Origin of the sequence: [Clostridium] symbiosum (assembly GCA_036419695.1) — a bacterium.
GTDB lineage: Bacteria > Bacillota > Clostridia > Lachnospirales > Lachnospiraceae > Otoolea > Otoolea symbiosa_A.
In genome coordinates this window covers 88,714-111,840 of the sequence record CP143946.1, presented here as the reverse complement: position 1 = coordinate 111,840, position 23,127 = coordinate 88,714, and the positions used below count along the sequence as shown (strand labels likewise).

The 23,127-nt window shown below is 51.5% G+C and carries 22 protein-coding genes; 4 read left to right on the top strand and 18 right to left on the bottom strand.

Translation table 11 applies throughout. The features are described 5' to 3' along the window. Positions 1-3: 3 nt before the first annotated feature. From V3C10_00595 to V3C10_00560, 8 genes are all read right to left on the bottom strand, one after another. Complete coding sequence (locus V3C10_00595; GenBank protein ID WVP62359.1) at positions 4-843, bottom strand: hypothetical protein; 840 nt, start codon at positions 841-843, stop codon at positions 4-6. Between the two features lie 215 nt (positions 844-1,058). Continuing rightward, on the bottom strand, positions 1,059-2,999 hold the full coding sequence (locus V3C10_00590; protein ID WVP62358.1) for a DUF5702 domain-containing protein: 1,941 nt from the start codon (positions 2,997-2,999) through the stop codon (positions 1,059-1,061). After that, positions 2,999-3,178, bottom strand: a complete 180-nt coding sequence (locus V3C10_00585) for a Flp1 family type IVb pilin (GenBank protein WVP62357.1) — start codon at positions 3,176-3,178, stop codon at positions 2,999-3,001. The genes V3C10_00590 and V3C10_00585 overlap by 1 nt, the downstream gene beginning before the upstream one ends. 22 nt (positions 3,179-3,200) lie before the next feature. After that, positions 3,201-4,415 carry an immunoglobulin-like domain-containing protein gene (locus tag V3C10_00580; protein ID WVP62356.1) on the bottom strand — a complete coding sequence of 405 codons (1,215 nt, stop codon included), beginning with the start codon at positions 4,413-4,415 and terminating at the stop codon, positions 3,201-3,203. A 109-nt stretch (positions 4,416-4,524) separates the two neighbouring features. Continuing rightward, positions 4,525-5,319 carry a type II secretion system protein F gene (locus tag V3C10_00575; GenBank protein WVP62355.1) on the bottom strand — a complete coding sequence of 265 codons (795 nt, stop codon included), beginning with the start codon at positions 5,317-5,319 and terminating at the stop codon, positions 4,525-4,527. Between the two features lie 22 nt (positions 5,320-5,341). Beyond that, positions 5,342-6,496, bottom strand: coding sequence for a CpaF family protein (locus V3C10_00570; protein WVP64548.1), 1,155 nt, complete (start codon positions 6,494-6,496; stop codon positions 5,342-5,344). 77 nt (positions 6,497-6,573) lie between these two features. Continuing rightward, complete coding sequence (locus V3C10_00565) at positions 6,574-7,584, bottom strand: hypothetical protein (GenBank protein WVP62354.1); 1,011 nt, start codon at positions 7,582-7,584, stop codon at positions 6,574-6,576. Then, on the bottom strand, positions 7,581-8,123 hold the full coding sequence (locus V3C10_00560) for a prepilin peptidase (GenBank protein ID WVP62353.1): 543 nt from the start codon (positions 8,121-8,123) through the stop codon (positions 7,581-7,583). Before V3C10_00560 ends, V3C10_00565 begins: the two co-directional genes overlap by 4 nt. Before the next feature lie 438 nt (positions 8,124-8,561). Here V3C10_00560 and V3C10_00555 point away from each other — a divergent pair, with 438 nt between their 5' ends. The 4 genes from V3C10_00555 (at position 8,562) to glgB (ending at position 12,600) form a co-directional block, all read left to right on the top strand. Continuing rightward, positions 8,562-8,885: a metalloregulator ArsR/SmtB family transcription factor gene (locus tag V3C10_00555; protein WVP64547.1), complete on the top strand. Its 324-nt coding sequence runs from the start codon at positions 8,562-8,564 to the stop codon at positions 8,883-8,885. 158 nt (positions 8,886-9,043) lie between these two features. Further along, positions 9,044-9,271: a YaaL family protein gene (locus V3C10_00550; GenBank protein ID WVP64546.1), complete on the top strand. Its 228-nt coding sequence runs from the start codon at positions 9,044-9,046 to the stop codon at positions 9,269-9,271. 25 nt (positions 9,272-9,296) lie between these two features. Next, complete coding sequence (locus tag V3C10_00545) at positions 9,297-10,643, top strand: alpha-amylase family glycosyl hydrolase (protein WVP62352.1); 1,347 nt, start codon at positions 9,297-9,299, stop codon at positions 10,641-10,643. A 64-nt stretch (positions 10,644-10,707) separates the two neighbouring features. Beyond that, positions 10,708-12,600: a 1,4-alpha-glucan branching protein GlgB gene (glgB, locus tag V3C10_00540; GenBank protein WVP64545.1), complete on the top strand. Its 1,893-nt coding sequence runs from the start codon at positions 10,708-10,710 to the stop codon at positions 12,598-12,600. A gap of 174 nt (positions 12,601-12,774) precedes the next feature. Here the strand turns inward: glgB and V3C10_00535 are convergent, their stop codons facing one another. The 10 genes from V3C10_00535 to V3C10_00490 all read right to left on the bottom strand — a co-directional run bounded on the left by V3C10_00535 (position 12,775) and on the right by V3C10_00490 (position 23,115). Next, the gene (locus V3C10_00535; protein WVP62351.1) at positions 12,775-13,392 is read right to left on the bottom strand and encodes a hypothetical protein; all 618 of its coding nucleotides are present in this window, start codon (positions 13,390-13,392) and stop codon (positions 12,775-12,777) included. Positions 13,393-13,410: 18 nt separating this feature from the next. Beyond that, positions 13,411-14,259 carry a 16S rRNA (cytidine(1402)-2'-O)-methyltransferase gene (rsmI, locus tag V3C10_00530; protein ID WVP62350.1) on the bottom strand — a complete coding sequence of 283 codons (849 nt, stop codon included), beginning with the start codon at positions 14,257-14,259 and terminating at the stop codon, positions 13,411-13,413. A gap of 67 nt (positions 14,260-14,326) precedes the next feature. After that, on the bottom strand, positions 14,327-15,064 hold the full coding sequence (locus tag V3C10_00525) for a tRNA1(Val) (adenine(37)-N6)-methyltransferase (protein WVP62349.1): 738 nt from the start codon (positions 15,062-15,064) through the stop codon (positions 14,327-14,329). Further along, complete coding sequence (locus V3C10_00520; GenBank protein ID WVP62348.1) at positions 15,054-15,965, bottom strand: stage 0 sporulation family protein; 912 nt, start codon at positions 15,963-15,965, stop codon at positions 15,054-15,056. The genes V3C10_00525 and V3C10_00520 overlap by 11 nt, the downstream gene beginning before the upstream one ends. A gap of 3 nt (positions 15,966-15,968) precedes the next feature. Then, positions 15,969-16,958: a DNA polymerase III subunit delta' gene (gene holB, locus V3C10_00515; GenBank protein WVP62347.1), complete on the bottom strand. Its 990-nt coding sequence runs from the start codon at positions 16,956-16,958 to the stop codon at positions 15,969-15,971. Between the two features lie 97 nt (positions 16,959-17,055). Beyond that, positions 17,056-17,652, bottom strand: coding sequence for a guanylate kinase (locus V3C10_00510; protein ID WVP62346.1), 597 nt, complete (start codon positions 17,650-17,652; stop codon positions 17,056-17,058). A 23-nt stretch (positions 17,653-17,675) separates the two neighbouring features. Next, on the bottom strand, positions 17,676-19,280 hold the full coding sequence (locus tag V3C10_00505; protein WVP62345.1) for a DegT/DnrJ/EryC1/StrS family aminotransferase: 1,605 nt from the start codon (positions 19,278-19,280) through the stop codon (positions 17,676-17,678). After that, positions 19,273-21,219, bottom strand: a complete 1,947-nt coding sequence (locus V3C10_00500) for a hypothetical protein (GenBank protein ID WVP62344.1) — start codon at positions 21,217-21,219, stop codon at positions 19,273-19,275. Before V3C10_00500 ends, V3C10_00505 begins: the two co-directional genes overlap by 8 nt. A 23-nt stretch (positions 21,220-21,242) precedes the next feature. Then, positions 21,243-22,085, bottom strand: a complete 843-nt coding sequence (locus V3C10_00495) for an ABC transporter ATP-binding protein (protein ID WVP62343.1) — start codon at positions 22,083-22,085, stop codon at positions 21,243-21,245. Positions 22,086-22,107: 22 nt separating this feature from the next. Continuing rightward, positions 22,108-23,115, bottom strand: a complete 1,008-nt coding sequence (locus V3C10_00490) for an iron ABC transporter permease (protein WVP62342.1) — start codon at positions 23,113-23,115, stop codon at positions 22,108-22,110. Positions 23,116-23,127: the final 12 nt, after the last annotated feature.

The window sequence follows — 23,127 nt, the reverse complement described above, 5'->3', positions numbered from 1 at the left end:
CCCCTATTTTTTCCCACAGTAAGAACAGGCCCCCAGATATTCCACCTCGGATAGAGGCACCTTCTGCACGTAAAACGCAACTGAAGAGCAGTCCTTTCTGCTGTGATAATACTTTCCATTTGGCATTACATAAACAATCGCTCCCGCTCCGGCCCCCTTTCCGCACACACTGCACGGCTTATAATGAGTCCCGCTGCCGCTGACTTGTTCTCCGATGCTGTCCCACGGCAATGATTTAATATCGTTCGATATGTAATGACAGTCAGGAGTCAGATGATATCTTGTTCTGGTTCTCCCCACATAAACCATAATCTCATTTTGATCCCCCGCTTGATTCCGGTGTGAGTTTCGCCCTCCTTCACTTCCTGTCCATCCTCTCTTAAAACTCCCAGAGGCCGCGGGTACACTGTCCAATATGAAAACTCTGAACGGCAGCCTGAGCCTGTATTTGGCCTGCAGGCTGATTTCCTCCCCATCTTCTGAAATCCTCGTTCCGGAAAGGTCCAGATTACTGATTCTTCCCTGCCCGGCTGATTTTCCGATTTTAACGGCAAGCAGCGCTTTTGCCGCCCCCTCTGCAAAAAAGCCTGAAATATCCGAAGAATCTTCCCCGTTTTCTGTGTCAGAGATTTCCTCTCCTTTTGAAAGCCGGTAGCGGATATACGCATACTGGCTCATCTCTCTGGCCGTTGTCTCTAAAACCATCTGTATTTTTCTCTGCGTATCCAGCAATTCCATCGGTACCGCAAGGAGTATTACGGTAAATATAAATATAGTAAAGCTTAACGCTGCTTCAACAGTCAGGCTGGCCTCTAAGCAGTTTTCATGCATTTTATCAGTCACTCTTTATTTCCCCCCTGCCTTTCCGGGGCGGAATATAACACCCTTTTCAGAATCAGACTATAAGGATTATAATATCCATGGCGTTCTATATGTAAAGAAGCTCGGAGACTTATCAGGTGTACTTGGAGAGGCACATTTTCTGGGCCTGATTTCTGAAAAGGGCATTGTACTCCGCCCCGTAATGATACAGCCGACTTCCGGTTCCCCTCTTAATCCTAATATGCCTTTACAGTTTGTTTTTTCACGGGTATCAGGACTCCCCGGCCTTTCACCTCCGCCTCCAAACGGCAGGCGCACTTTCTCACCAGAAAATCGGGCTGGCTGATTCTTATGTTATTTTGTATCATATCCATCATCCTGTATTCCTTTTGCGTTCTGCCGGCCAGCAGAAACAGCAGTTTCAGATATGCCTGATAATCAAATCCCCTCCCCTCTTTGCCGGAATCCTCCGCCTTGCCTAAAACAGCAATACCTTCCCCGGCTAATCCCGACAGAGAAACCTTCCAGTCAGCTCTCTGCTTTACAAAAGGGACTTTTCCTCCCCTCAAAAGGATACTTACATCCTCAATGGATTCAGCCAGTGCCCAGACAGTAAGAATAAAGAAAGTTGTGACTGCCACAAGCGGCGCAACCCCCGACGCACCGGTTATGGCGATCGCCAGTTGTTCCGCCTCAGCCCTTTTCTCTGTATTCCCCAGCAGATACAAGAGATTCATTGCCTCCCTCACTGCCACGATTCTGTTCACAGCCGCCTTCAGGTTCCCGCGGTCCGTATCCTTACCTGACAAAAGGTATTCCTGCTCACATTTTACCGGCCGCTCCTGCTCTGAGAGAAAATTGGTAAAAAACGAGGCGGCATACTCATGGAGCAGCGCCGTATCCAGAAGGTTCCTTCCTGTCTCCTCTTCCTCACTGCCATGGCCGCCCCGCAGTTCCGTAACCGAAGGAAATTGTGACGTATCCACTCTGTCCCCGGACACCTTTTTTCCTTCCGGCACAACAATCGACAGTAAATCAGTACCTGCCAGACGGCTGAGTGATTCCAGGACATTCATCTTTTTCCTGTCTCTTATTCCGCTTTTCTCAAACCGGGTATCCACTCTGAATTTGCCGGTAACCGTGAGTACCTTTCTCCAAAGACGTTCTTCATCCAGCTCATCATCATCGTCATCCGGTTCCCAGGAATCTATATACTCCTGAATCTCCTCCGCCTTATCAACCGCGGCTTTGACGATCTCTTTATTCTCCCCGGCCGTTGTTTCCGTCTGTTTCACTTCCTTCCGTCTGCTTCCCTCACTGTCGGTATAAGAACGGTAACTGTCCATCTCTTCCGTCACCAGTTCCCAGGTCTGGGGCTGAAGATCGTTACGTCGTTTCTCCGCCCCCTGTTCCGTTTCTTTGACCACTGTTTTCAGTTCCTCTGCCTTCTCCTCATATTTGCGGACGAGAGCCGGGATTTTATCCAGCTCCCGTTCCAGCTTTCCGGCCGTACGTATGAATCCGGAACCATTTCCGTCTTCAAGCTGTCTGTTTCCTTTTTCCAGGTACTCTCTCTGCCTTTTCAGATTTTCTCCAATCTCCTCTACAATCCGTTCCAGCTCCAGAAGGCGCCTGCCGTTTTCCTGATATTCCTCCGCAATAGCTCCCAGACTCTCAGCCTCTTTTATTCCATCCGCCATCTCCTTCAGCACACCCGGTTCTTTTTCCACATTCCAGACTCCGAGCCTCATGTAATCAAGTATCTCCTTCTCAAACCAGCGGCCTTCCTCCTCCGTAACACCTGTGATCTTTGAAACGCTTAGTTCCCTGTCCCCGACCGGATAAAACGGCGCAGCATCAAAATAGCCCTCCAGATACGGTTCCATCTCCGCAGCCAGCCCCTCTTCATCTTCATATTCCAGCGCAAAGATCCTGTACTGCTCCCATACATCCCTGTGATATTTACTCATCAGGGAGTCAAGGGAAGAATCGAGAGCCATCTGCATATACCAACCGGTTCCCGCTGTCCTGGCGGACTCAAAAAGTCCTCCCATCAGAGCACAGATACAGGTTAAGGTGAGACTTAAAAATACGGTAATGCTTCCGTCTGCCGCCCCGGGTATCTTCCCAAAACACGGTTTTCTTATGGTCAAAAGCCGCCTGATGCAATGCAGCACTAGTAAACCTCCTTCGACTTGTTATTAATCTGTTTGAATATATTATTGAGCAGTGTATTAATCTGGGTCTTAAAAATCAGGACCAGGCCAATCACCACAACGAGCAGCAGAACTATCTCGATCACAGTTACTCCATTCTCATCGTACCAGAACGCCATTACTTCATTTTTTAATCTCATACATTCACTCCTCTCCGGTGTATCAGATTCCAAAGGCCAGAAAGGCCGGAACCGATATCATCACCATCACAATCAGCAGCATCATAAACAAAGGCAGAAGAAGCTTCGTGGATGCCTCCTCCCCCAGCCTTCTGGCAAGATTCTTTCTTTGTTCAAAAGCATTCTCCATCTCCGTTTCCAGAATTGGTTCAAGGCTCTTAGATCCGTTTTTCACGTTCTGTTCCAGTATCCCGGCCAGTTTCCTGTAAGGAAGCACTCTGCAGCGGTTGCCAAATTCTGAGTAGGCCCGTATTTCCGGCACCCCTCTCTGCATCTGGTGATACGCTGCCGCCATTTCTTCATAGGCCGCCCTCTTTCCATTTTCTTCAACGGTCTGCATATAATCCGTCACTATTTTTTCCCAGGCATTTCTTACCGGAAGACCGGCTCCCAGAAACACCACAAGCCTGGACAGGATCTCGGAATAGTCCATCATCATCTGCCGTTCCCTGTTTTTCTTTTCCTCCTTCTCCTTCTGTTTGTCCTTAAAGGGCAACAGCACTGCCGCTAATACTCCGAGCAGCGGAAATGCCAGGTAATCCCGATCCTTTTTTACGGTATAAGATATCTCCTCCCCATCAAACTGCACGGGCAGAAGAAATACTTCCGAGTGCTTCTGCTTCTCTTCCTCCTCGGCCAGGAACCGCATAAAAGCCGCAACCTTTTTCTCTTCTGCCGAGCCTCCCGGCGGAAAAACCGTCAGCCGGAATATATATTCTTCGGAATACTCTCCCGCCCTCAATCTGGCCGTCAATAATGTCTCCGTGCCGTTCTCGGGACAGTCTCTGTTGAAAACTTCCCCGGATGGGCTGATTAGTTCCGTATTCTCCGGCTGCCACTGTACAGCCACTCCATATTCATCCAGCCAGGTGGCCAGCTTCAGATTCCCCCGCACCCGCTCCAGTGATTCATTGTCCCCTGACATTTCTGCGGACAATTCCTCTACGGCTGATTGAATAGCCTGCAAAGCCTCCTCTTCGGTATACTGCCGCGCTCCAATTCTTACGTCCACGGGCGTCTTTTCCGTAAGCAGGCCTTTTACGATAACAATCTGTTCTTTTTCCCCCTGGCCATAGGAATTTCTCCCAATTCCACGGCCCCCGGCTAATCCCGGCTCCTGCCTGTCCACAAAAAAACAGGCCAGGGCAAGAAGTATCCCCATAATGACACAAATAACCTGCCTTTTTTCCACCTTCATCGGTCCATCTCATCTCCATCTTTTCAAGATCCATTCCCTTTCACTTTTTGTTACATCTCTTTCCGCTTTCTTCTGTTCCCTTTTCGGCTCTTTATTCATGCCTTTATCCCTAAAGCTCAATATTCAATATCTTCAACGCCAGAAAACAGGCGGTCACATACACAATAAGACATCCCGTCATCACCACCCGCCCCGCCGCTGTCACGTACATCTGTGAGAAGAAGCCGGGCGATGAAAACTCAATATAGAAAACAATAAAATATGGAACCAGGTTCATAATCTTCTGTTCAAACTGCTTTTCGGCCGTCATCGTCAGAATCTCCTCCCTGACCTGCAGGCGGTCACTAATCACATGAACCGTATGGTCGACGACGGAAACAAGCTCTCCCCTGCTCCTCTTGGAAACGGCAAATATCTCGGCAAAGTTCTTTATCTCCTCCAATCCGCTTCTTGCTGCGAACTCGGCCAGCAGCGTTTCAATCGTCCTGTTCATTCTCAACTGGTATGAGATGTAGGCGAATTCCACCGTGATCATCCCTTCCGCCCCATATAGTTCCTCCAGTTCCCGCAGACTCGCGGCAAAAGCATTTTCAACGGAGTAGCCCGCCCCCAGGGAGGAGGACAGAATCAGTACGGCCTCCTTAAACTGCTGCCTGAGCGCCTCCTTTCTCCGCACCGCCAGCTCCTTCCTTTTGATTAACGGATAGAGAATTCCCAGAGGAAGAAAAATCAAAAAGGCCGCTATACTTCTGTAAAATACAAACGCCGTTGCGGCACAGGCCGCGGTTCCTCCGGCCGCATATGTAAACCACTCCCGGCCCGAAAGACTGTATCTGTCGTATACCATCTGGCCGCCTGCTTTAATCCGGCGTTCCGGCCGCTCCGGCTTCCGCCTCCCGATCAATTTACTTCGTCTCCCGAACAATTCACTTATCCAGGCCGGCAGCCCGCAGTTTCTCTCTCCGCCGCAGTTCGCCCACCTTTTCCAGCGTGCCTTCCACCCGCTTCCTGTCCTTTCCCTCTCTCTCCCGGAAGGTAAAGATTGGTTCCAGTATGACTTGTCCCTCCTCACATCCCGTCACCTCCGATATCTCCAGAACTTTTCTGCTCTTATCGCGCAGTCTTCCCACATGTACCATTAATTCCACCGCCGAGGCGATTTGATTTCTCACTGCGGCCAGCGGCAGATCCGCGGCCATCAAAACCATCGTCTCCAGGCGCGTTATCATGTCCTTCGGGCTGTTTCCGTGTCCGGTAGAGATGGAGCCGTCATGGCCCGTATTCATGGCCTGGAGCATCTCCAGAGCCTCCGCTCCCCTGACCTCACCCACCAGAATCCGATCCGGCCTCATGCGCAGGCTGGCCTTTATCAAATCCCTGACCGAAATCTCCCTGCTGCCATCCCGGTTTTCAACCCTCGTTTCCAGACGGACCAGATTGGGAATATGGCGTATCTGCAGCTCCGCGGAATCTTCAATCGTGATAATTCTCTCATCCTCCGGTATAAACTCTGACAGGGCGTTTAAAAACGTGGTTTTTCCGGAGCCTGTCCCACCGCTCACAAAAATGTTGTACCCTGCCCTGACCGCTGTCTTTAAAAACTGCGCCCCCTCCCTGGTAATGCTCCCCAGGCCGATCAGCTTATCCATTGTAATAGGCTCCGGAAACTTCCTGATGGTCAGGACCGGGCCGTCGATTGCCACAGGCGCAAGTACCACATGTACCCTGGAACCGTCTTCCAGCCTGGCGTCCGCGATCGGGGAGGAGAGGTTTACCGTCCGGTTCACCCGGCTGACAATCTGCTGGATCAGATCTTCAAGCTGCTCCGCTGAGTCAAAAGTCCGTTCGGAGCGGCTGATCCGGCCGCCCTTTTCTACAAATATGTGATCCGTTCCATTGACCATGATTTCCGTTATCTCCGGATCATCCACCAGCTCCTGCAGAATGTCCAGACGTCTGAACGAATCAAACAGTTCTTTCTTCAGTCGGAGCCTTGCTTTCAGGGTCAGATACGTCTCCCCGGCCTCCTCGAGGACAGCGCTGTCAATCATCTCGCGCAGCTCCTCATCCTCCACCTGCATCCTCCCTTCCAGTTCGGCCATCATCTTGGCCCTGAGCCTGTTTTTCCTCTCCTTTTCCTCTGTCATAACCGCCGTGTCTATGGCTGTCTCCTGCCTCCTCTCAAAAGCTGTCTCACATAGTCTCCCAGTTCGCCCCATAAAAGCTGTTCCAGATAATTCTCCCTCCGCCCGAAGCTGCTGTGATACGGGAGTCTCAGCTTCCTGATTTTGTCTTTCACCGCCTTATTCCCGGATACGTCCAGGTAGTGTTCGAATTCCTCCAGCTTGGCAAGGGATACGCTGTCCTCCTTGATCGGCATATAGATGACGGAACACAGTTCCATTAGGCCGGAAGCGAACTTCCCCAGGCTCCCGATATCCAGGATAATGCTCTCGTAGCCGCTTTCGCAGGCTATCTTCCCAATCAGCCCGGCCACCTGCTCCGTGTCGGTCTGGGCAAGGTCCTCCGGATAACGCACAGGAGGCACGTAGTCCAGCGCATTGATGGAATGTACCACGCTGTTCAGCCGGAGAAGGTTATAGCTGCCCTGGGTGTAAAAATACAGCAGATCCGATAAATCCTCCCTGTATTCCTCTCTGGTCAGAACGGACAGGCCCGAGCACTCCTCCAGGTTCAGGTACAGGGTCCGCCCCTCCTGGGCCAGAAGCTGCCCCATCGTGAGCGCCAGGGAGGTCTTCAGGCACCGTCCCACCGGCGAGTAAATCCCCAATATCTTTGCCGCCGTTCCCAGAGCCTGGCCGACCGGAAGCTCCGTCTCCTTCTCACAGTAGCAGGCCATCACCTCCCGGATAATATTCTCGCTGGACTGATACTTGTAAACACTCGGATACTCCATATCGGCCTGCACGGTCTCCCCATCCGCCAGCCGGATCACCCTGCCCGCGCCGAGCGCCTCCGCCTCCTCACGGCTGACCGCGCTGCTGAGTAAAAGCAGCTCCACCGGATTGTCCTTTGCATAGCTTTTCAGCTTGTCGAAAGAGGAGAAGGCAAGCACCTCAAAGGGTATTTTCTCTTTCTGGTTCACCACATCCGCAAACCTCGCCGCATAGAGCGGGTCTACGTCATAAATTGCCATAACATGTCTCATACCATGCCTCCGTTCACCGCCAGCCAGAGACAGTACCCGCACCACAGGAAGGGGACGAAGCAGACTCCCGCTCCCTCCTGCCCGCTTGCGCAGTAATAGGGTAGAATGCACTCTGTCCGGAATATGTTTTTCATGTAATTCAGGAAATATCTGATACGATTTAAAAGAATGCGCTTTCGCAGAATATAGATAAAAGACCACGCGGCCGCGGCCGCCAGACCATAGAATATAATTTGAAACCCTCTGTCCATGCCCAGGTATCCGGCCGTCACCGCCATCACCTTAATATCCCCGGCTCCCATCATCCTGAAGAGAAAGAGCGGAAAGAGCACACCGGCCGTAAACAGGATCCGGGCAAAAAACAGAATAAAAACCGTCCCTGTCTCCCAGCCCCAATCCCCGGAGGACGGCCCCCTGATAAAAACGGTAATTCCGAATGACGCAACACCAAACAGCACTAAAACATTCGGAATCTTTCCCGTCTTCAGATCGGATAAAGCACAGCCAGACAGAAAAAACAGTAACACAAAATCTCCCACCCAATCCCTCCTTCCGAAGCGGCGGTAACGCACCTGCAGCCTGTAATATTAAACGGCAGCCAATCACACAAGATAACAATCACACAAAATAACAATCAAACCGGAAAATAAGCGAAAAACAAATGATATAGATAATAATAAAAGATAAACCACGCTGCAAGACACAGCAAGAATATTTGTTACAGGATATCCTCTGCTAAACTGTAAAGAATGTTTCTCTATTATGAACACTTTTGTCCAAAAAGTCAACTCCCTTTTTCAAAAAAAATCACCAAAAAAGGGGGGAGAATTTTATTCATTTATTCCTTCGGTCCCCGCAGCCTTTACGTTGACTGGCTTTCCTAAAAATGATAAAATAATATTAGTTCAAATTTTTAAACCAAAGGAGGAAACGCCTTGCCTGACGTATTGGAACTGAAAAATTTATTCCACGACTGCATGCCCCTGTTTATCGCACTCGGCGATGAGATACGGCTGTCCATTATCGAATCCCTGACCGATGCGGCCTACAGAACGTGCGGCGGAGATTTCTCGTCGGAAAACTTAAGCCGCCACGGTATGAATGTGCGGGAAATCACTGAAAAAACAAGCCTGTCGCGTCCGGCTGTTTCCCATCATTTAAAACTTCTAAAGGATGCCGGGCTGATTTCCATCCGCCGTGAAGGCACCTGTAATTATTACTATCTGTCCATTGGCGACAGCACCAGACAGCTCACAAAACTGGGCACAAACCTCCAGTCATTTCTGGGCATGGATGCATAAACTTTCCATTCCTGTATATACTAATTACAGCATCCATAAACTGCTGACAAAGCGCATATTTGTCACTGTCCAGCCCCGCGCGTGTTTGAGAATTCATTCCCGCCATCTGCACGCCCACGGCCGGACCATTGCACGGATTATACAGGAGTGAAATAATGATGAGATTATCAAGACAGGCAAAACGCAGTATGAAAGCCCGCAGGCTGGATCCGGAACTTCTGGAAGAGCTTAAGCAGGCTATGGGGACCATTGACACCGCCATCAACCGGTTTGAACAAGTCGTGGATCCTACATTGATCGATTGTTATATTTATGAATTAAAAGCTGCGCAGCTTCGCTATCAGTTCCTTCTCCGAAGCATTAAGGAGCAGGAAACTTACGCATAGCACACGCTGCCTGGGGAGGACAAGCATGGCACACAGTAAACACACCTGGTATGAGGAGGCCGTCTTTTATCACATGTACCCGCTGGGTATGACGGGCGCGCCCAAGCAGAATACGGAAACCGCGGCCGCAGACCGTTTTACCGAACTGGATCTGTGGATTCCGCATATTAAAAGTTTAAACTGCAGCGCAGTCTATATCGGACCGCTGTTCGAATCTTCTACCCATGGCTATGACACCAGGGATTTCCGGGCCGTGGACCGCCGTCTCGGCACGAATAAAGACTTCATAAAGTTTGTTAACCTCTGCCATGAAAACGGCATACGCGTCGTCGTTGACGGGGTCTTTAACCACACGGGACGTGAATTTTTTGCATTTCAGGATATCTGCAGCAACCGGGAGGCATCTCCATACCGGGACTGGTATAAGGGCGTAAATTTCGGCTTTAACAGTCCCATGGGAGATTCCTTTGGATATGAGGCATGGCACGGTATCTGGGAACTACCCTGCCTGAACCTGTATCATCAGGATGTGAAAAACTATCTCCTGGATACGGTCAGGTTCTGGGTCCGCGAATTTGATATTGACGGCATCCGCCTGGACTGTGCCAACGTCCTGGATTTTCAGTTTATGAAGGAGCTGCGGCAGGTTGCAAACGCCGTCAAACCTGATTTCTGGCTGATGGGAGAAGTCATCCACGGAGAATATTCCCGCTGGGTCAATGATGAGATGCTCCATTCGGTGACGAATTACGAGATGCACAAGAGCATTTATTCCGCCCACAACGATCACAATTACTTTGAACTGGCCCATAATGTCCGCAGGCTGGAGGCCGTGGCCAGGGTTCTTTATACTTTTGTCGACAATCACGATGAGGATCGGATTGCCAGCAAATTAAACAGTAAGGCGCATCTGAAACCAGTCTATGCGCTGCTGTTTACCCTGCCCGGAATCCCTTCTATCTACTACGGCGGCGAATGGGGTACGGAGGGACGCAGGACCCCGCACTCGGACGACGGACTCCGTCCTGCGATCGCCATTTCGGAGGCGGCTCCGCGGTCCTGTGAACTGACGGAGCTGATTCGTAAGCTGGGGCAGATTCATCTGGCCGAAGAGGCCTATCACGGCGGACCTTATAAGGAGCTGCTGCTGACCAACCGTCAGTATGCTTTTGCCCGTCTGTCGGAGGACGTTTCGATGATTACAGCCGTGAACAACGACGAAAATCCTGCATCGGTGAATATACCCTTTAACACCGGAGCGGATATTTGCACAGATCTATTAACCGGACGGGCATTCACCATTCAAAACGGCCGGATTCAAATAGAATTAGAGGGTAACGATGCAGTTATTCTCAGAATAACGGAGGGTTAACATTATGACGGGAAGCAAGAACACCGGCAGAACAACCAGGAAAACACCTGCTGCCAAATCAAAGATGTCCGGTCTTGGAGTGATCGGTGAGCTGGATCGGTATCTTTACGGCGAGGGACGCCATTACAAACTCTTTGACAAGCTGGGAGCCCATCCGTTTACATATCAGGGAAAAGACGGGTACTATTTTGCCGTGTGGGCGCCGCACTGCGAATCCGTCAGCGTGGTAGGCGATTTTAACGGATGGAATCTGGATTCCACACCGATGAAACAGGTGGAAAACAGCGGTATCTATGAGGCGTTTGTCCCCGGCCTCGGCTCGGGCCAGCTCTACAAGTTCGCCATCACAACCACCAGCGGAAAAATCCTCTTCAAAGCGGATCCCTATGCATTTGCGGCCGAATACCGGCCCGGGACGGCATCCGTCACTACGGATATCCGGAATTTCGGCTGGAGCGATTCCTCCTGGATGGCGAAACGCCGGGAAACCAATCCTGTAAAATCCCCGATGTCCATCTACGAAGTACATATTGGTTCCTGGAAGAAGAAAAACCGCCAGGAGAAGGACGGATATTACACCTACATGGAGGCCGCACACGAACTGGCCGACTATGTGAAAATGATGGGCTACACCCATGTGGAGCTGATGGGCATTGCCGAACATCCCTATGACGGTTCCTGGGGGTATCAGGTTACCGGCTATTTCGCCCCGACTTCGCGTTACGGAACTCCCAAAGAGTTCATGTATTTTGTTAATTACCTGCACAAAAAGGGCATCGGCGTCATCCTGGACTGGGTTCCCGCCCATTTTCCAAAAGATGCCCACGGCCTTGCCGATTTCGACGGCCAGCCGCTCTATGAATATGCGGATCCCAGAAAAGGAGAGCACCCCGACTGGGGCACCAAAGTATTTGACTACGGCAAACACGAGGTCGCCAATTTCCTGATTGCCAACGCCCTTTACTGGATCGAGAATTACCACATCGACGGACTGAGAGTGGATGCCGTCGCATCCATGCTCTACCTGGACTATGGCCGTCAGGACGGCCAGTGGGTTCCCAATAAATACGGAGAAAATAAAAATCTGGAGGCCGTCGAATTCTTCAAGCACTTAAACAGCGTGATTACCGGCCGGAAGGATGGCTCTATCATTATTGCGGAAGAATCCACGGCATGGCCCAATGTGACCAAACGGCCCGAAGATGACGGACTCGGCTTCACCTTTAAGTGGAATATGGGATGGATGCACGACTTTCTGGAATATATGAAACTGGATCCTTATTTCAGAAAACCCAACCACAATAAGATGACCTTCGGCATCACATACAGCACCAGCGAAAACTTTATCCTGGTTCTTTCCCATGATGAAGTTGTGCACCTGAAGTGTTCCATGCTTAATAAGATGCCTGGTGAGTATGAAGATAAATTTGCCAACCTGAAGGCAGGCTATACCTTTATGCTGGGCCATCCTGGCAAAAAGCTCCTGTTTATGGGGCAGGACTTTGGACAGCTCCACGAGTGGGATGAAAAAGTGGCGCTGGACTGGTATCTGGCCGACGAACCTCTCCACGAGGATTTACAGAAATACGTCCGCGGCCTCCTCACCCTCTACAGAAAATATCCTGCGCTTTACCGCCTGGACGGCGACTTTTCCGGATTTGAATGGATCAATGCCAACGATGCCGACAGAAGTATTTTCAGCTTTGTCCGCCGTGACGAGACGAAGAAGAAAAACCTGCTCTTTATCTGCAACTTCACCCCGGTCGCCCGCGAAGATTACCGGGTCGGTGTTCCGAAGCGGGGCAACTTTACGCTGCTTCTGGACAATGAACACGGCCTTTATGAGCGCGGTGAAGAGCAGAAGGTATTTAAATCCGCCAAAGGAGAGTGTGATGGCCAGCCGTATTCCTTCTCCTATCCGCTTCCGGCTTATGGAACCGCTATATTCCGTTTCTAATGGTTTGCCGGAAATGAAAGATTCATTATTATTTAAAGAATTATGGCTAAAAAAATAACAGGCCGGTTAAAAATACCGGGCTGTCGGAAAATTTCCCGACAGCCCGGCTTCTTTTGTTTTCATAATTACCCTAATATGAAAGGCCGGTTTCCATCTCCGGCGGCATGCCATCCTTTACCGTTCTTCTCTCTCCGGCATGGCAAAGCTTTTCACTGCCGCAGCCGCCTCCCTGCAGATCTCAACCATTGCGGTAAGTTCTTCAAAATCAACCGTCTTCCCCTGGATTTCCACTCCCAGCGTCCTGTTTCTGAAGACCTGGACCGCATGCAGGTTACGCTCCTTGGCAACCGGCTCCACCTTGATCCGGAATGCCTTGGTCTGCAGAAGTAAATCCGCCAGGCGGCTGCCGGGGAGTATCAACTTCGTAAAGGCGGGTTCATCGCTCTTGATCCGATACTTCGAATCCAGATCGCGGTATCTCACCTTGATATCAGCCTTGGCAATCAGCTCCATCCCCTTTTTGAAAAAAGTCATCGGCACAATATCCAGATGATAAGGATATTTAAGCTCCGCCTGTGTCATCGCCGCACAGGTTATGCCATAACCATAGTTGGACTGGGAAGTCACTACCGGGAGCACCGACACCGGCGCGCTGTCCATATCAAGAATCAACTGGCAGTGAGGATACTGTCCCGCGTACGGATTCCCCAGAAAGTATCCGCCGTTCTTTTTGTAATACTGGTATATCACCCTGTCGATCTCATTGTCCGCATAATAGGAATCCTCGTACATGAACCTCTCCTTTGTATTCTACTCTCCGTCCTCCAGAAGCTGCTGATAGACATCCCTCTTACTGATTCCCCTGTCCTTTGCCACCAGCTTCATCGACTCTTTCTTATCCTTCCCCTGGGAAAGATAATGTTCCATGTGTTCGGCAAGCGGCATCTCTTTCCAGTCCTCCTGCCCCTCTGTCTTAAGCTCTTCGATCGTCCGTCCTTCCAGCACAATCACGCACTCGCCCTTCGGGTCATTCTCTGTGTAATGGGCAATCGCCCCGCTGAGGGTCGTCCGGAATGCCGTCTCGTATTTCTTGGTAAGCTCCCGGCATACGGCCACGCGCCGGTCTCCCAGCGCCTCATAAAGCTCGCCCAGCGTCCTGAGAAGATGATGGGGCGCTTCATAGAGGATAATCGTCCTGGTTTCCGTCTTAAGCTCTTCCAGAATCCACTGTTTTTCCTTCTTATCCGTCGGCAGGAATGCCTCAAAACAGAACCTTCTCGTCGTCATCCCGGAGATAGTCAGTGCGGTAACACAGGCCGCAGGACCCGGAAGGGAGGTTAATTCGACTCCTGCCTCATAACACTGCTTCACCAGTTCCTCCCCTGGATCCGAGATGCCCGGCGTTCCCGCATCGGTGATCAGGGCCACATTCAGTCCCTCTTTCATCCTGTCCACCAGATATCTCGCCTTATCAATCTTGTTATACTCATGATAACTGGTCATCGGTGTCTTTATGTCAAAATGATTCAGCAGTTTAATGCTGTGTCTGGTATCCTCCGCCGCTATCAAATCCACGGTTTTGAGTGTGTTAAGCACGCGCAGCGTTATGTCGTCCAGATTTCCAATGGGCGTGGCGCACAAATATAATTTTCCCTGCATTTTATTCTCCCTGCGGCTCTCCGCCAATCACCAAAACGTTTCGTTGCCAATCCTCCAAACCTGCGTTTTAATAGCCATAGATATCGTAAATCTCGTCGGTGTATACGCCCGGTTCTTTATAAACAATCAGCGGTTTTTCCACCTTAATCATAGAGCGGCCTCCCCTGACCGCCTCGATCAGGACCATATTGGCCTCCTTGTCCACAAACGGGTGTACCATTTTCATCCGCTTCGGCTCCAGCCGGTATCTGGTGAGGGCCGTTATGATCTCGATCAGCCTGTGGGGCCGGTGCACCATATAGAAACGGCCTCCCGGCCGGAGCACACGCGCCCCCTCCCTCACCACATCATCCAGCGTGCACAGCACCTCGTGGCGGGCTATCGCCTTGGGCAGTTCCGGGTTTTTAAGACCGTGGCTGTCGTTCATATAGGGCGGATTTGTCGTCACTACATCAAAAGAGGCCCCGCCGAAGATCCGGCCCGCCTCTTTGATATCGCCTGTTATGATGTCTATTTTTTCTTCAAGTCCGTTGAGCTTTACGCTCCGCGATGCCATCTCGGCCATCTCTTCCTGGATTTCCAGCCCGGTAAAATGGCTCCCCTCCGTCTTGGCCTCCAGAAGAATCGGGATAATCCCGGTTCCGGTTCCCAGATCCAGAGCCTTCTCCCCCGGCTTTACTGAAGCGAAACCGGACAGGAGCACCGCATCCATGCCGAAGCAGAATGCGTTCTCCCTCTGGATGATACGGTAACCGTTCCGGTGCAGCTCATCGATTCTCTCATGTTCCTTCAGGTCAATTGTCATCTAACTTCGATTTCCCTTCCTTGCGCTCCAGAGCTTCCAGCGCCTTCAGTTCCGCATCGTTGACATTGACGCGTTCCCGTCTGCGCTTCGGCCTGAACTTAAGCTGTTCCACCTTGTATTCCCTGATTTCCTTCTCATCCCTGTCCACAATTACGACTACCTTGACAAGCTGGCGAAGTACGCTCACGCTGTGGACTTCGCCCTTCAGGCCGTCGTCCGTCGTCACATAGTCTCCGATATTCGGCAGTTTGCTGTTCAGATCCTCGTAGGTTTCTTCCTCATTCTTCAGACAGCACATAAGGCGTCCGCAGACACCCGAAATCTTGGTCGGGTTCAGGGACAGGTTCTGCTCCTTCGCCATCTTGATGGATACGGGTATGAACTCAGACAGGTAAGAATGACAGCAGAGAGCCCTGCCGCAGATTCCCACGCCGCCCATAATCTTCGTCTCATCGCGCACGCCGATCTGACGAAGCTCAATCCTCGTCTTAAACACGGCGGCCAGATCCTTTACCAGCTCACGGAAATCGATTCTTCCGTCCGCTGTAAAGTAAAACAGCACTTTATTATTGTCAAAGGTATATTCCGCGTCGATCAGCTTCATCTGAAGATCGTGTTTCTTAATCTTCTCAAGGCAGATCTTAAACGCCTCTTTTTCCTTCTCTTTATTCTTTCTCTCCACCTCTTCGTCCGCGCGGGTGGCCATCCTGATAACCGATTTCAGCGGCTGTACCACCTTCTTGTCCTCCACCTCGCGGTTCCCGAGAACCACATGGCCGAACTCGATACCGCGCGCAGTCTCCACGATCACGTGATCGCCGGTCTTTATCTCCATACCGGCCGGGTCGAAGAAATAAACCTTACCGGCCTTGCGGAACCTGACTCCGATAACTTTTGTCATAGATTAATTCTCCTTCATTGTTAACAGCATAAGCTCCAGGGCCAGCTCCGTATTGACATTCGCATTCAGCCTGGCCTTCGCTTTCTCTATTGCGTTTAAAATCAGCTCCAGGCCTTCATAAGAACTCTTCTGGCACAGATTGCTGACCGTTGTATATTCATCCTTAAACACCAGTGTATTGATGTCTTTTGTCACCTTAAACATCAGGATATCCCGGTACCAGAGCTGCATGAAATCAAGGCATTCAAACAAATCCAGGTTGTCCTCCTGCAGCTTTTTAATGTAATCAAGCAGCATGGGAATGTCCATCTCTTTTATATTCTTAAGCAATGTCAGCACTTCTTTATAAAGCAGGGAAAATTCCTCCGAGGAAGCCAGGTGAATGGCCTTTCCCAGATTTCCCCTTGCAAATGCCGCATAGATATCCGCTTTGCTCTCCGGTATCTCCATCATCTCCTCCAGGTAATCACTTATTACATGATCCTTCAGGGGACGCAGCTTCAGCTGGATGCACCTTGAAAGGATCGTCGGCAGGAACACCTCCTGGTTCGTTGTCATCAGAATGATGACCGCATAGGAAGGCGGTTCCTCTATTGTCTTTAAAAGCGCGTTCTGCGCCTGTACCGTCATCTTTTCGGCCTCGTCGACCATGTAGATCTTATAACTGCTGCTGTACGGCTTCACCATAATCGAGTCATTGATCTGGACACGGATATCGTCAACTCCAATACTGGCCGGTTTCTCGTGCGTCACCCAGATGACATCCGGATGGTTGCCCGACATAATCTGTTTACAGGAGTGGCACTGCATGCATGGTTCCTTATCACTTTTTTCACAGAGAAGCGTCATGGCAAATGCCTTGGCGAGCGTCTTTCTGCCCATCCCCTCTTCCCCCGATAAAATATAGGCGTGGGATACCTTGTGATACTCAATTGCTTTCTGTAAATGGTTCTTCACCATGTCATGTCCGATTATATCATGAAAACCTGCCATATCTTCCTCCTGAAACGGCGTAACTCCCCACCGCATACAAAATTGTCTCATATAGTATAACACAAGATTAAAATGCTGCCTAGTAGGGAATCCGAGGTTAATCCGGGGTTTTGGTTAGTGTTGTTATCGTCTCCGCAATTTCAGAAAGGCACTGATCCATCCCTGAATTTGAATACCTTTTCTCAATTCCCGCCTCTTTGAGCTTCTCTTCGCTGAAATCTTCCTCATCCGCCAGGAAGCGGCGGCAAAGTTCCGCGTATTTGGGCTGTTTCTGCTGTTTTTCCCTCTCCAGGGCACGGGTCAGCCGTTCCCCGTCCTCCACCTGGATATAGAGCGGCACCAGTTTGTCCGCCCCGAAATATTCCCTTGTACTCCGGTAGGATTCCAGCGTCCCAATCATCAGATAATTATCTTCTGCAAGGTTGATCTGGCCGTCGTTTACCGTGCTGTAGCTCCACGGCCCAAACACCGTATCATACGTCCTGAGCTCGATCAGCTTTCCTTCCCGCTGGAACTGTTCCAGCTGCCCGGCCGTGGTAAAATGGTACTCCACGCCCTCCGTCTCCCCGTCCCGAATCGGCCTTGTCGTATAAGTGACAACCGTTTTAAGCCGGGGCAGACGCTCCAGCAGCTTTTTATAGATTGTGTCCTTCCCGGACGCACTTTTTCCCATTACATAAAATATTTTTCCCATGGCTCCATACCTCTGTCATCTGTTTAAATTCCCGCCGTCCCTGCGGTATCGTTTCCCGCCTGTATTATGTCTGAAACGGCTATGGTTCCGTCCTCCGCGATTCCCTCCACGGTCAGGCCAATTTCCTGGTTTTTCCGTATCAGCTCCACGGCTTCCTCCGAAATCAGCTCCCCCGGGACAATCATCGGCACGCCGGGCGGATATACGGTAATAAAACCTCCGCTGACGGTTCCGGCGGCATCTTTAAGGGGTATGTGCTTCAGCTTTTGTCCCCATGCGTCGGAGATCTTCATTACCTTCCGGATTCCTGCGAGCCAGGTGCGCGCCGGGCCATCCCAAACGTTCCCTGTCCCCGCCGTTTTCCCGCCGTTCTCTTTTTCCTTAGTGCCGTTTTCTTCTTCCTCCGTGCCGTTCTCCCTGCCGCCGGCCAGTTCATCCAGGCGGCAAAGCGCCTCATATAATCTTCTGAATCCGTCTTCCGTATCCATCAAAGACGTCATCAGAATTAAGTAGCTGCCGCAGGCCATCTCGGGTTCCAGATGAAAGCGGCTGCGCAGCAGATCCGCCGCCTCGGCTCCATTCATGCCGCATTCCTTTGTGGAAATCACAATTTTTGATGCGTCCCTGTCTTTTATATGGTAACGGCCGCAGATTCCGTCATCCACCAGCCGCAGATGTTTGAATTCCCTTCCGCACTCCATCAGTTTCTGCAGGGAAGCGGCGTAACGCTCCATCCGCACTCTTCCCTCCACGTCCATATATCGGATGCAGTTTTCTATGGATGCCAGAAACACATAGGAAGGGCTGGAACTCTGGAAAACGGACAGATACCGCTCCACCCCCGCCCTATCGGCAAACCCTTCCTTTATATGCATCACGGCCGTCTGGGTCAGGGACGGCAGCGTCTTATGGAGGCTCTGGATCACGATATCCGCCCCACATTCCAGAGCGGAGCAGGGAAACTGCTCCCCAAAGGGGAAATGCGCCCCGTGGGCCTCGTCCACAATCAGCGGCACGCCGTGGCGGTGGGCAATCTCTGCAATGGCCCCGATGTCCGAAACCATTCCCTCATAAGTCGGCGATGTGATAAACACCGCCTGGATTCCGTTCCCGTCCTCCCCTGTCCCGGAGTGTACCTCCGTTTTCTTATCCGTGTTTTCAAAGGCGGCCTCAACTGCCGCAGGGTCAATGCCTCCCTGGATTCCGTAGTCCTTTACATAGTCGGGGTAAACATATACCGGATCCAGATGACCCAGAAGCACCGCATGATAAGCGGCTTTGTGGCTGTTTCTGGCCATAATGAGCTTCCCGCCGGGGGATGTCACCCCGCTGATGGCGCTCAGGATTCCCCCGGTGCTGCCGTTTACCATATAATAGGTCCGGTCCGCCCCGTAAACGGCGGCGGCCCGCTCCATGGATTCGCGCAGTATTTCCTCCGCATGGTGCAGGTTGTCAAAGCCGTCAATCTCCGTGATATCCACAGAAAAGGGATTTGGAAAAGAAGTTATCCCCAATTCCACCTGCCGTTTGTGTCCGGGCATGTGGAAAGGATAACAGTCCGACTCACCGTAACTGATTAGCTGTTCCAGCAGGAGATTCTTCCACTCCCCCGTATTATCCTTATTCATCCTCGGCTCCATTCTGGATTTCTGTTCCGTTTAATCTTAATTCCAGCGGCTTTGTCGTCTCCCAGGCCATCTGCCCAGAATCACTGTCATAGCTGCATCTGTGATACAGGCAGTAGATCCTGTCTCCCTCGGCCATGACCATCTCTAACATGTCACTGCCGTCCGATTCCGGCCGCACTCCCGTATCATTGACCGGTTCAATTCCGCCGCCCAGAGAAATCACCAAGATCTCCCCGTGGATATCCTCCGGATCCGCCACCGATGGGATGTACTCGCCAAAAATAGCCTGGACATTGTCAAAATAATACAGGTTCCGCATATATCCCCTAAACGGAGCGCCCGATTTCTCCAGGGTCATGGTCTGCAAATTAAGACGGTAAATCTGGCTGTCACACTCGGCCCCGTACTGCTCCGTTCTGGCGCTGTAGTACAGCCATTCACCCGCTATACAGAAGCTGTCCGCCACCAGCCCTTCCTGCCGTATCAGTCCTCTTGTACCGGCTTCGTCCTTCCAGTAAATCTTCTTATCCGTACCCGCATCGTCGATGTAGTATGTGACGTCTCCGTCTTTTCTGGGAGCCGGGCTTACCGATTTGATTACGCCCTCCTCCAGCCGGTAGATTCTGTCTCCGGCGCGCACTTCGCCGCTGCCTTCCTCCACAACCGGATTTCCCGACGCATCAAACAGGGACAGAACCAGCCCCTGATCCCTCAGCTCGATCCGGTATCCGGCCTCCGTGCCGGAATATTCCACTCCCTGTGACACACTTTCCAGCGTCCTGTCTCTCATGTAATAAGCCGTATCTTCCCAGGCAAAATAATGTTCCACATCCGAGGCCAGAGATTCCGTGTTGCCGGTGCTCAGTTCTTTCCGGTACAGCGTTCCGTCGGACAGGTAATAAAGCCACCTGGATGTGACCTGAAAACTCTCCGTCGGCGGGGGACTGTCCGTCGTATAAATCTCCTCCTGCTTTCCGCCCTCCGGTTCAGCCCTGTAGAGCGTTGTCTTGACCTGTGACGAATTGGGGATCTGATATTGGCTGATATACCACAGATACCCGCACCTTACGTCGGCCTGGGTCACATGGCCGTTCATCACAACGCATGTCTCCTCCCCCGTATCGGGATCTTTTATATAAATATCACCGGATTTTACCTCATACCGCGTTTTTTCATCAAAGGACAGGTTCCTATTCTCCACCACATCCTTATTGCTTCCGATCATGGTCAGCTCGCCGTTCCTGGAAAATGTCAGGATCTGTTTTCCCAGCGCAACGGGGCCGTCGGCCAGCCGTCCCTCTTTCGTCGTATAATAAAGCTTTCCATCCGGCTTCTGCTCCCAGCCCGGGTTCAGCCGTTCTCCCTCTATGACGACCGGGGCCTCGCTGCTTGCCGCCGTCTCCATCACAACGGCGGGGATCTCCTCCCCCTTTCTGCTGCCGCGGAACCACCTCAGCCCTTTGTAAAAGACCGCCACCGTGAAAATCAGGATAAGCACCGTTATGACCACCTTCAGGAGGCTGTAGAGGTATGCGGCAAACGAGCCCTTGTCTTCCTCCGGTTCCTCCCGGGTAAGACCTGCTTTCTCCTCGATCTTCAACCACATTGTAACCGCCGTTTCTTCCTTCAGGCTCTGATATTCCCCATCAAACTCAAAATGTGCCGGTTCATGTCCCAGTTCCTTTTCAACTACACGGTAAATCTCTTCCTCAATCCTGTCCTTGAGTTCCTCCTCATCAACCGGCAGGGTATTGGCCTTTTTGTAGAGTTTTAAGTAGACCTCCACCAGGATTGTTTCCGCCCTCTCCCGCTCTTCCACAAGAGAGCCGATTTTTCCGTAAGTATCCTGCACCGTCAGGATATAAAAATTCTGAAACGCGTCCGCGTCCCCTGATCTTGCCAGATCCATTGTCTTTTTTAAAAGAGTACGCTGATTCAAACGCATTCCTCCTTTATCGTCTGCTATTTTACCGTGAGGAAACGGCCGTTAAAGCTCAGCAGTTCCAGATCAGGATAAATCATTCTGAGCTTTCTCTCCGCTTCTTTCCGCCCTTCCTCGGTTCCATTTCTGCAGTAAACTGTTTCCCTTATCCTTCCGTTCTTCAATATTACAATCTCATCACAGTATCGCAGGGCATAATCGGGATCATGGATTGTAATCAGGCCGCCGTACTTCTTTTCCCGGATAATACCGGAAATCCGGCTCAGGATCATTCTCCTGTTTCCATAATCCAGCGCGCTGTCCGGCTCGTCAAACATCATCACCGGAGCATTCTGCATCAGGGCGCGGCAAAGAAGCGCCAGTTGTTTCTGACCTTCGCTTAACGTCAGAAAATCCCTGTCCGCTTCCTCCAAAAGCCCCATCTGTCCCAGGAGCTCCCGCGCTTCCCGCCTGTGTGCGGCAGAAGGCGCCTCATACCAGGAAAGACGCGGATTTGCCCCCATGACAACCACTTCCTCTGTCCTGATATGATATAAAATACTGTTTTTCTGGGGAATATAACTGATACAGGACGCCAGTTCCCTGCGGCCAAACGCCGTCAGGTCACGCCCACATACCGTCACTCCGCCTTTCCGGAACGGTATCAGTCCGCACGCCGCTTTTAGAAGTGTCGTCTTACCCGAACCGTTCACTCCCAGAAGCGCCGTCAGGCAGCCCTTTTTTACCGTTAAATTCACACCATCCAAAACTGCCGTCTGTGGTTCCCTGGAGTTCCTGCCGGCGGCAGTTGTCCCCTTTTGGTAAGAAACCTGTAAATCCCGTATCTCCAGAAGGCAGTCCTTCTCTACATTATAACCGTTCATCCTTCGTCCGTCCATCCTGTGTTTAAGGTTTATTCCCATTGCCGGCAATCAGCCACAAAAACACCGGCACGCCCAGAAGCGACGTGAGAATGCTGACCGGAATTTCACTTCCTCCCAGAGATCTGGCCAGACAGTCCGCCGCAAGCATAATGATGCTCCCCACGAGTCCGCTCAGTACAGCGGCTGAAAATCCGTTTTCTTTCAGAAGCATCCTGGCAATGTGCGGGGCCACGAGTCCTATGAAAGAGATCGCGCCCGTCACACTGACAATTCCCGCAACAATCAGCGTCGTCAGCGCCAGAACCGAGATCCTGACCACTTTTACGGACACGCCGAGCATGGCTGCCTCGTCGTCGGCCAGGGAAAGCATCTGAATCTGCCACCGAAAGAACAAAAGCCCGATCAACCCGGCCAGCACCACAGGAGCCGCCGTCATCAGCTTCTCATAAGTCATGCTGGAAAAGCTCCCCATGGTCCAGTATTCAATCGACGCAAGCTGGCGCTCCGGATCCGCAAGGTATTTCATCGCCATGATAAAAGAATCTGCAAGCGCCCGCACCGCAATCCCGGCCAGCACAAAATCGGAGGCGGAGCGGTGTCCGGCCATTCCCGCCAGCGCTACTGCGGCTCCAACAGCAACCAGGCCGCCCGCGAATGCGCTGCCGACCACCATACCTCCGCCCTGCCCGAAGCAGACAATGGCGAACGCCGCTCCTGCCCCGGCTCCGCTGGTAACGCCGATCAGATCCGGGGACGCCAGTGGATTGTGGAATATATCCTGATAAATAGAGCCGGCCATACTGAGGCCGGCTCCTGCTATAAATGCCATAACCGTACGGGGAAGACGCAGAGTTAAAAACACGCTCTTTGCCGTCTCATCTGCTCCCTGTCCTGACAATATACGCCCTATCTCCCGCACTTCCAGCGGATATCTCCCGGTACAGAGAGATATCACGAGGAATACAATCAGGATGATCAGGCTGTAAACATAGATTCTTTTCTTATTTCCCGTTCTTTTTTGAACTGTCATATCTTTTCTTTA

Coding starts and splice junctions, on each gene's coding strand:
- V3C10_00585 (WVP62357.1), bottom strand. CDS start 3,178: ATGAGATTAAAAAATGAAGTAATGGCGTTCTGGTACGATGAGAATGGA.
- V3C10_00580 (WVP62356.1), bottom strand. CDS start 4,415: ATGAAGGTGGAAAAAAGGCAGGTTATTTGTGTCATTATGGGGATACTT.
- V3C10_00570 (WVP64548.1), bottom strand. CDS start 6,496: ATGCAGGTGGAGGATGAGGAGCTGCGCGAGATGATTGACAGCGCTGTC.
- V3C10_00565 (WVP62354.1), bottom strand. CDS start 7,584: ATGAGACATGTTATGGCAATTTATGACGTAGACCCGCTCTATGCGGCG.
- V3C10_00555 (WVP64547.1), top strand. CDS start 8,562: ATGCCCCTGTTTATCGCACTCGGCGATGAGATACGGCTGTCCATTATC.
- V3C10_00550 (WVP64546.1), top strand. CDS start 9,044: ATGAGATTATCAAGACAGGCAAAACGCAGTATGAAAGCCCGCAGGCTG.
- V3C10_00545 (WVP62352.1), top strand. CDS start 9,297: ATGGCACACAGTAAACACACCTGGTATGAGGAGGCCGTCTTTTATCAC.
- glgB (WVP64545.1), top strand. CDS start 10,708: ATGTCCGGTCTTGGAGTGATCGGTGAGCTGGATCGGTATCTTTACGGC.
- V3C10_00535 (WVP62351.1), bottom strand. CDS start 13,392: ATGTACGAGGATTCCTATTATGCGGACAATGAGATCGACAGGGTGATA.
- rsmI (WVP62350.1), bottom strand. CDS start 14,259: ATGCAGGGAAAATTATATTTGTGCGCCACGCCCATTGGAAATCTGGAC.
- V3C10_00525 (WVP62349.1), bottom strand. CDS start 15,064: ATGACAATTGACCTGAAGGAACATGAGAGAATCGATGAGCTGCACCGG.
- V3C10_00520 (WVP62348.1), bottom strand. CDS start 15,965: ATGACAAAAGTTATCGGAGTCAGGTTCCGCAAGGCCGGTAAGGTTTAT.
- holB (WVP62347.1), bottom strand. CDS start 16,958: ATGGCAGGTTTTCATGATATAATCGGACATGACATGGTGAAGAACCAT.
- V3C10_00510 (WVP62346.1), bottom strand. CDS start 17,652: ATGGGAAAAATATTTTATGTAATGGGAAAAAGTGCGTCCGGGAAGGAC.
- V3C10_00505 (WVP62345.1), bottom strand. CDS start 19,280: ATGAATAAGGATAATACGGGGGAGTGGAAGAATCTCCTGCTGGAACAG.
- V3C10_00495 (WVP62343.1), bottom strand. CDS start 22,085: ATGAACGGTTATAATGTAGAGAAGGACTGCCTTCTGGAGATACGGGAT.
- V3C10_00490 (WVP62342.1), bottom strand. CDS start 23,115: ATGACAGTTCAAAAAAGAACGGGAAATAAGAAAAGAATCTATGTTTAC.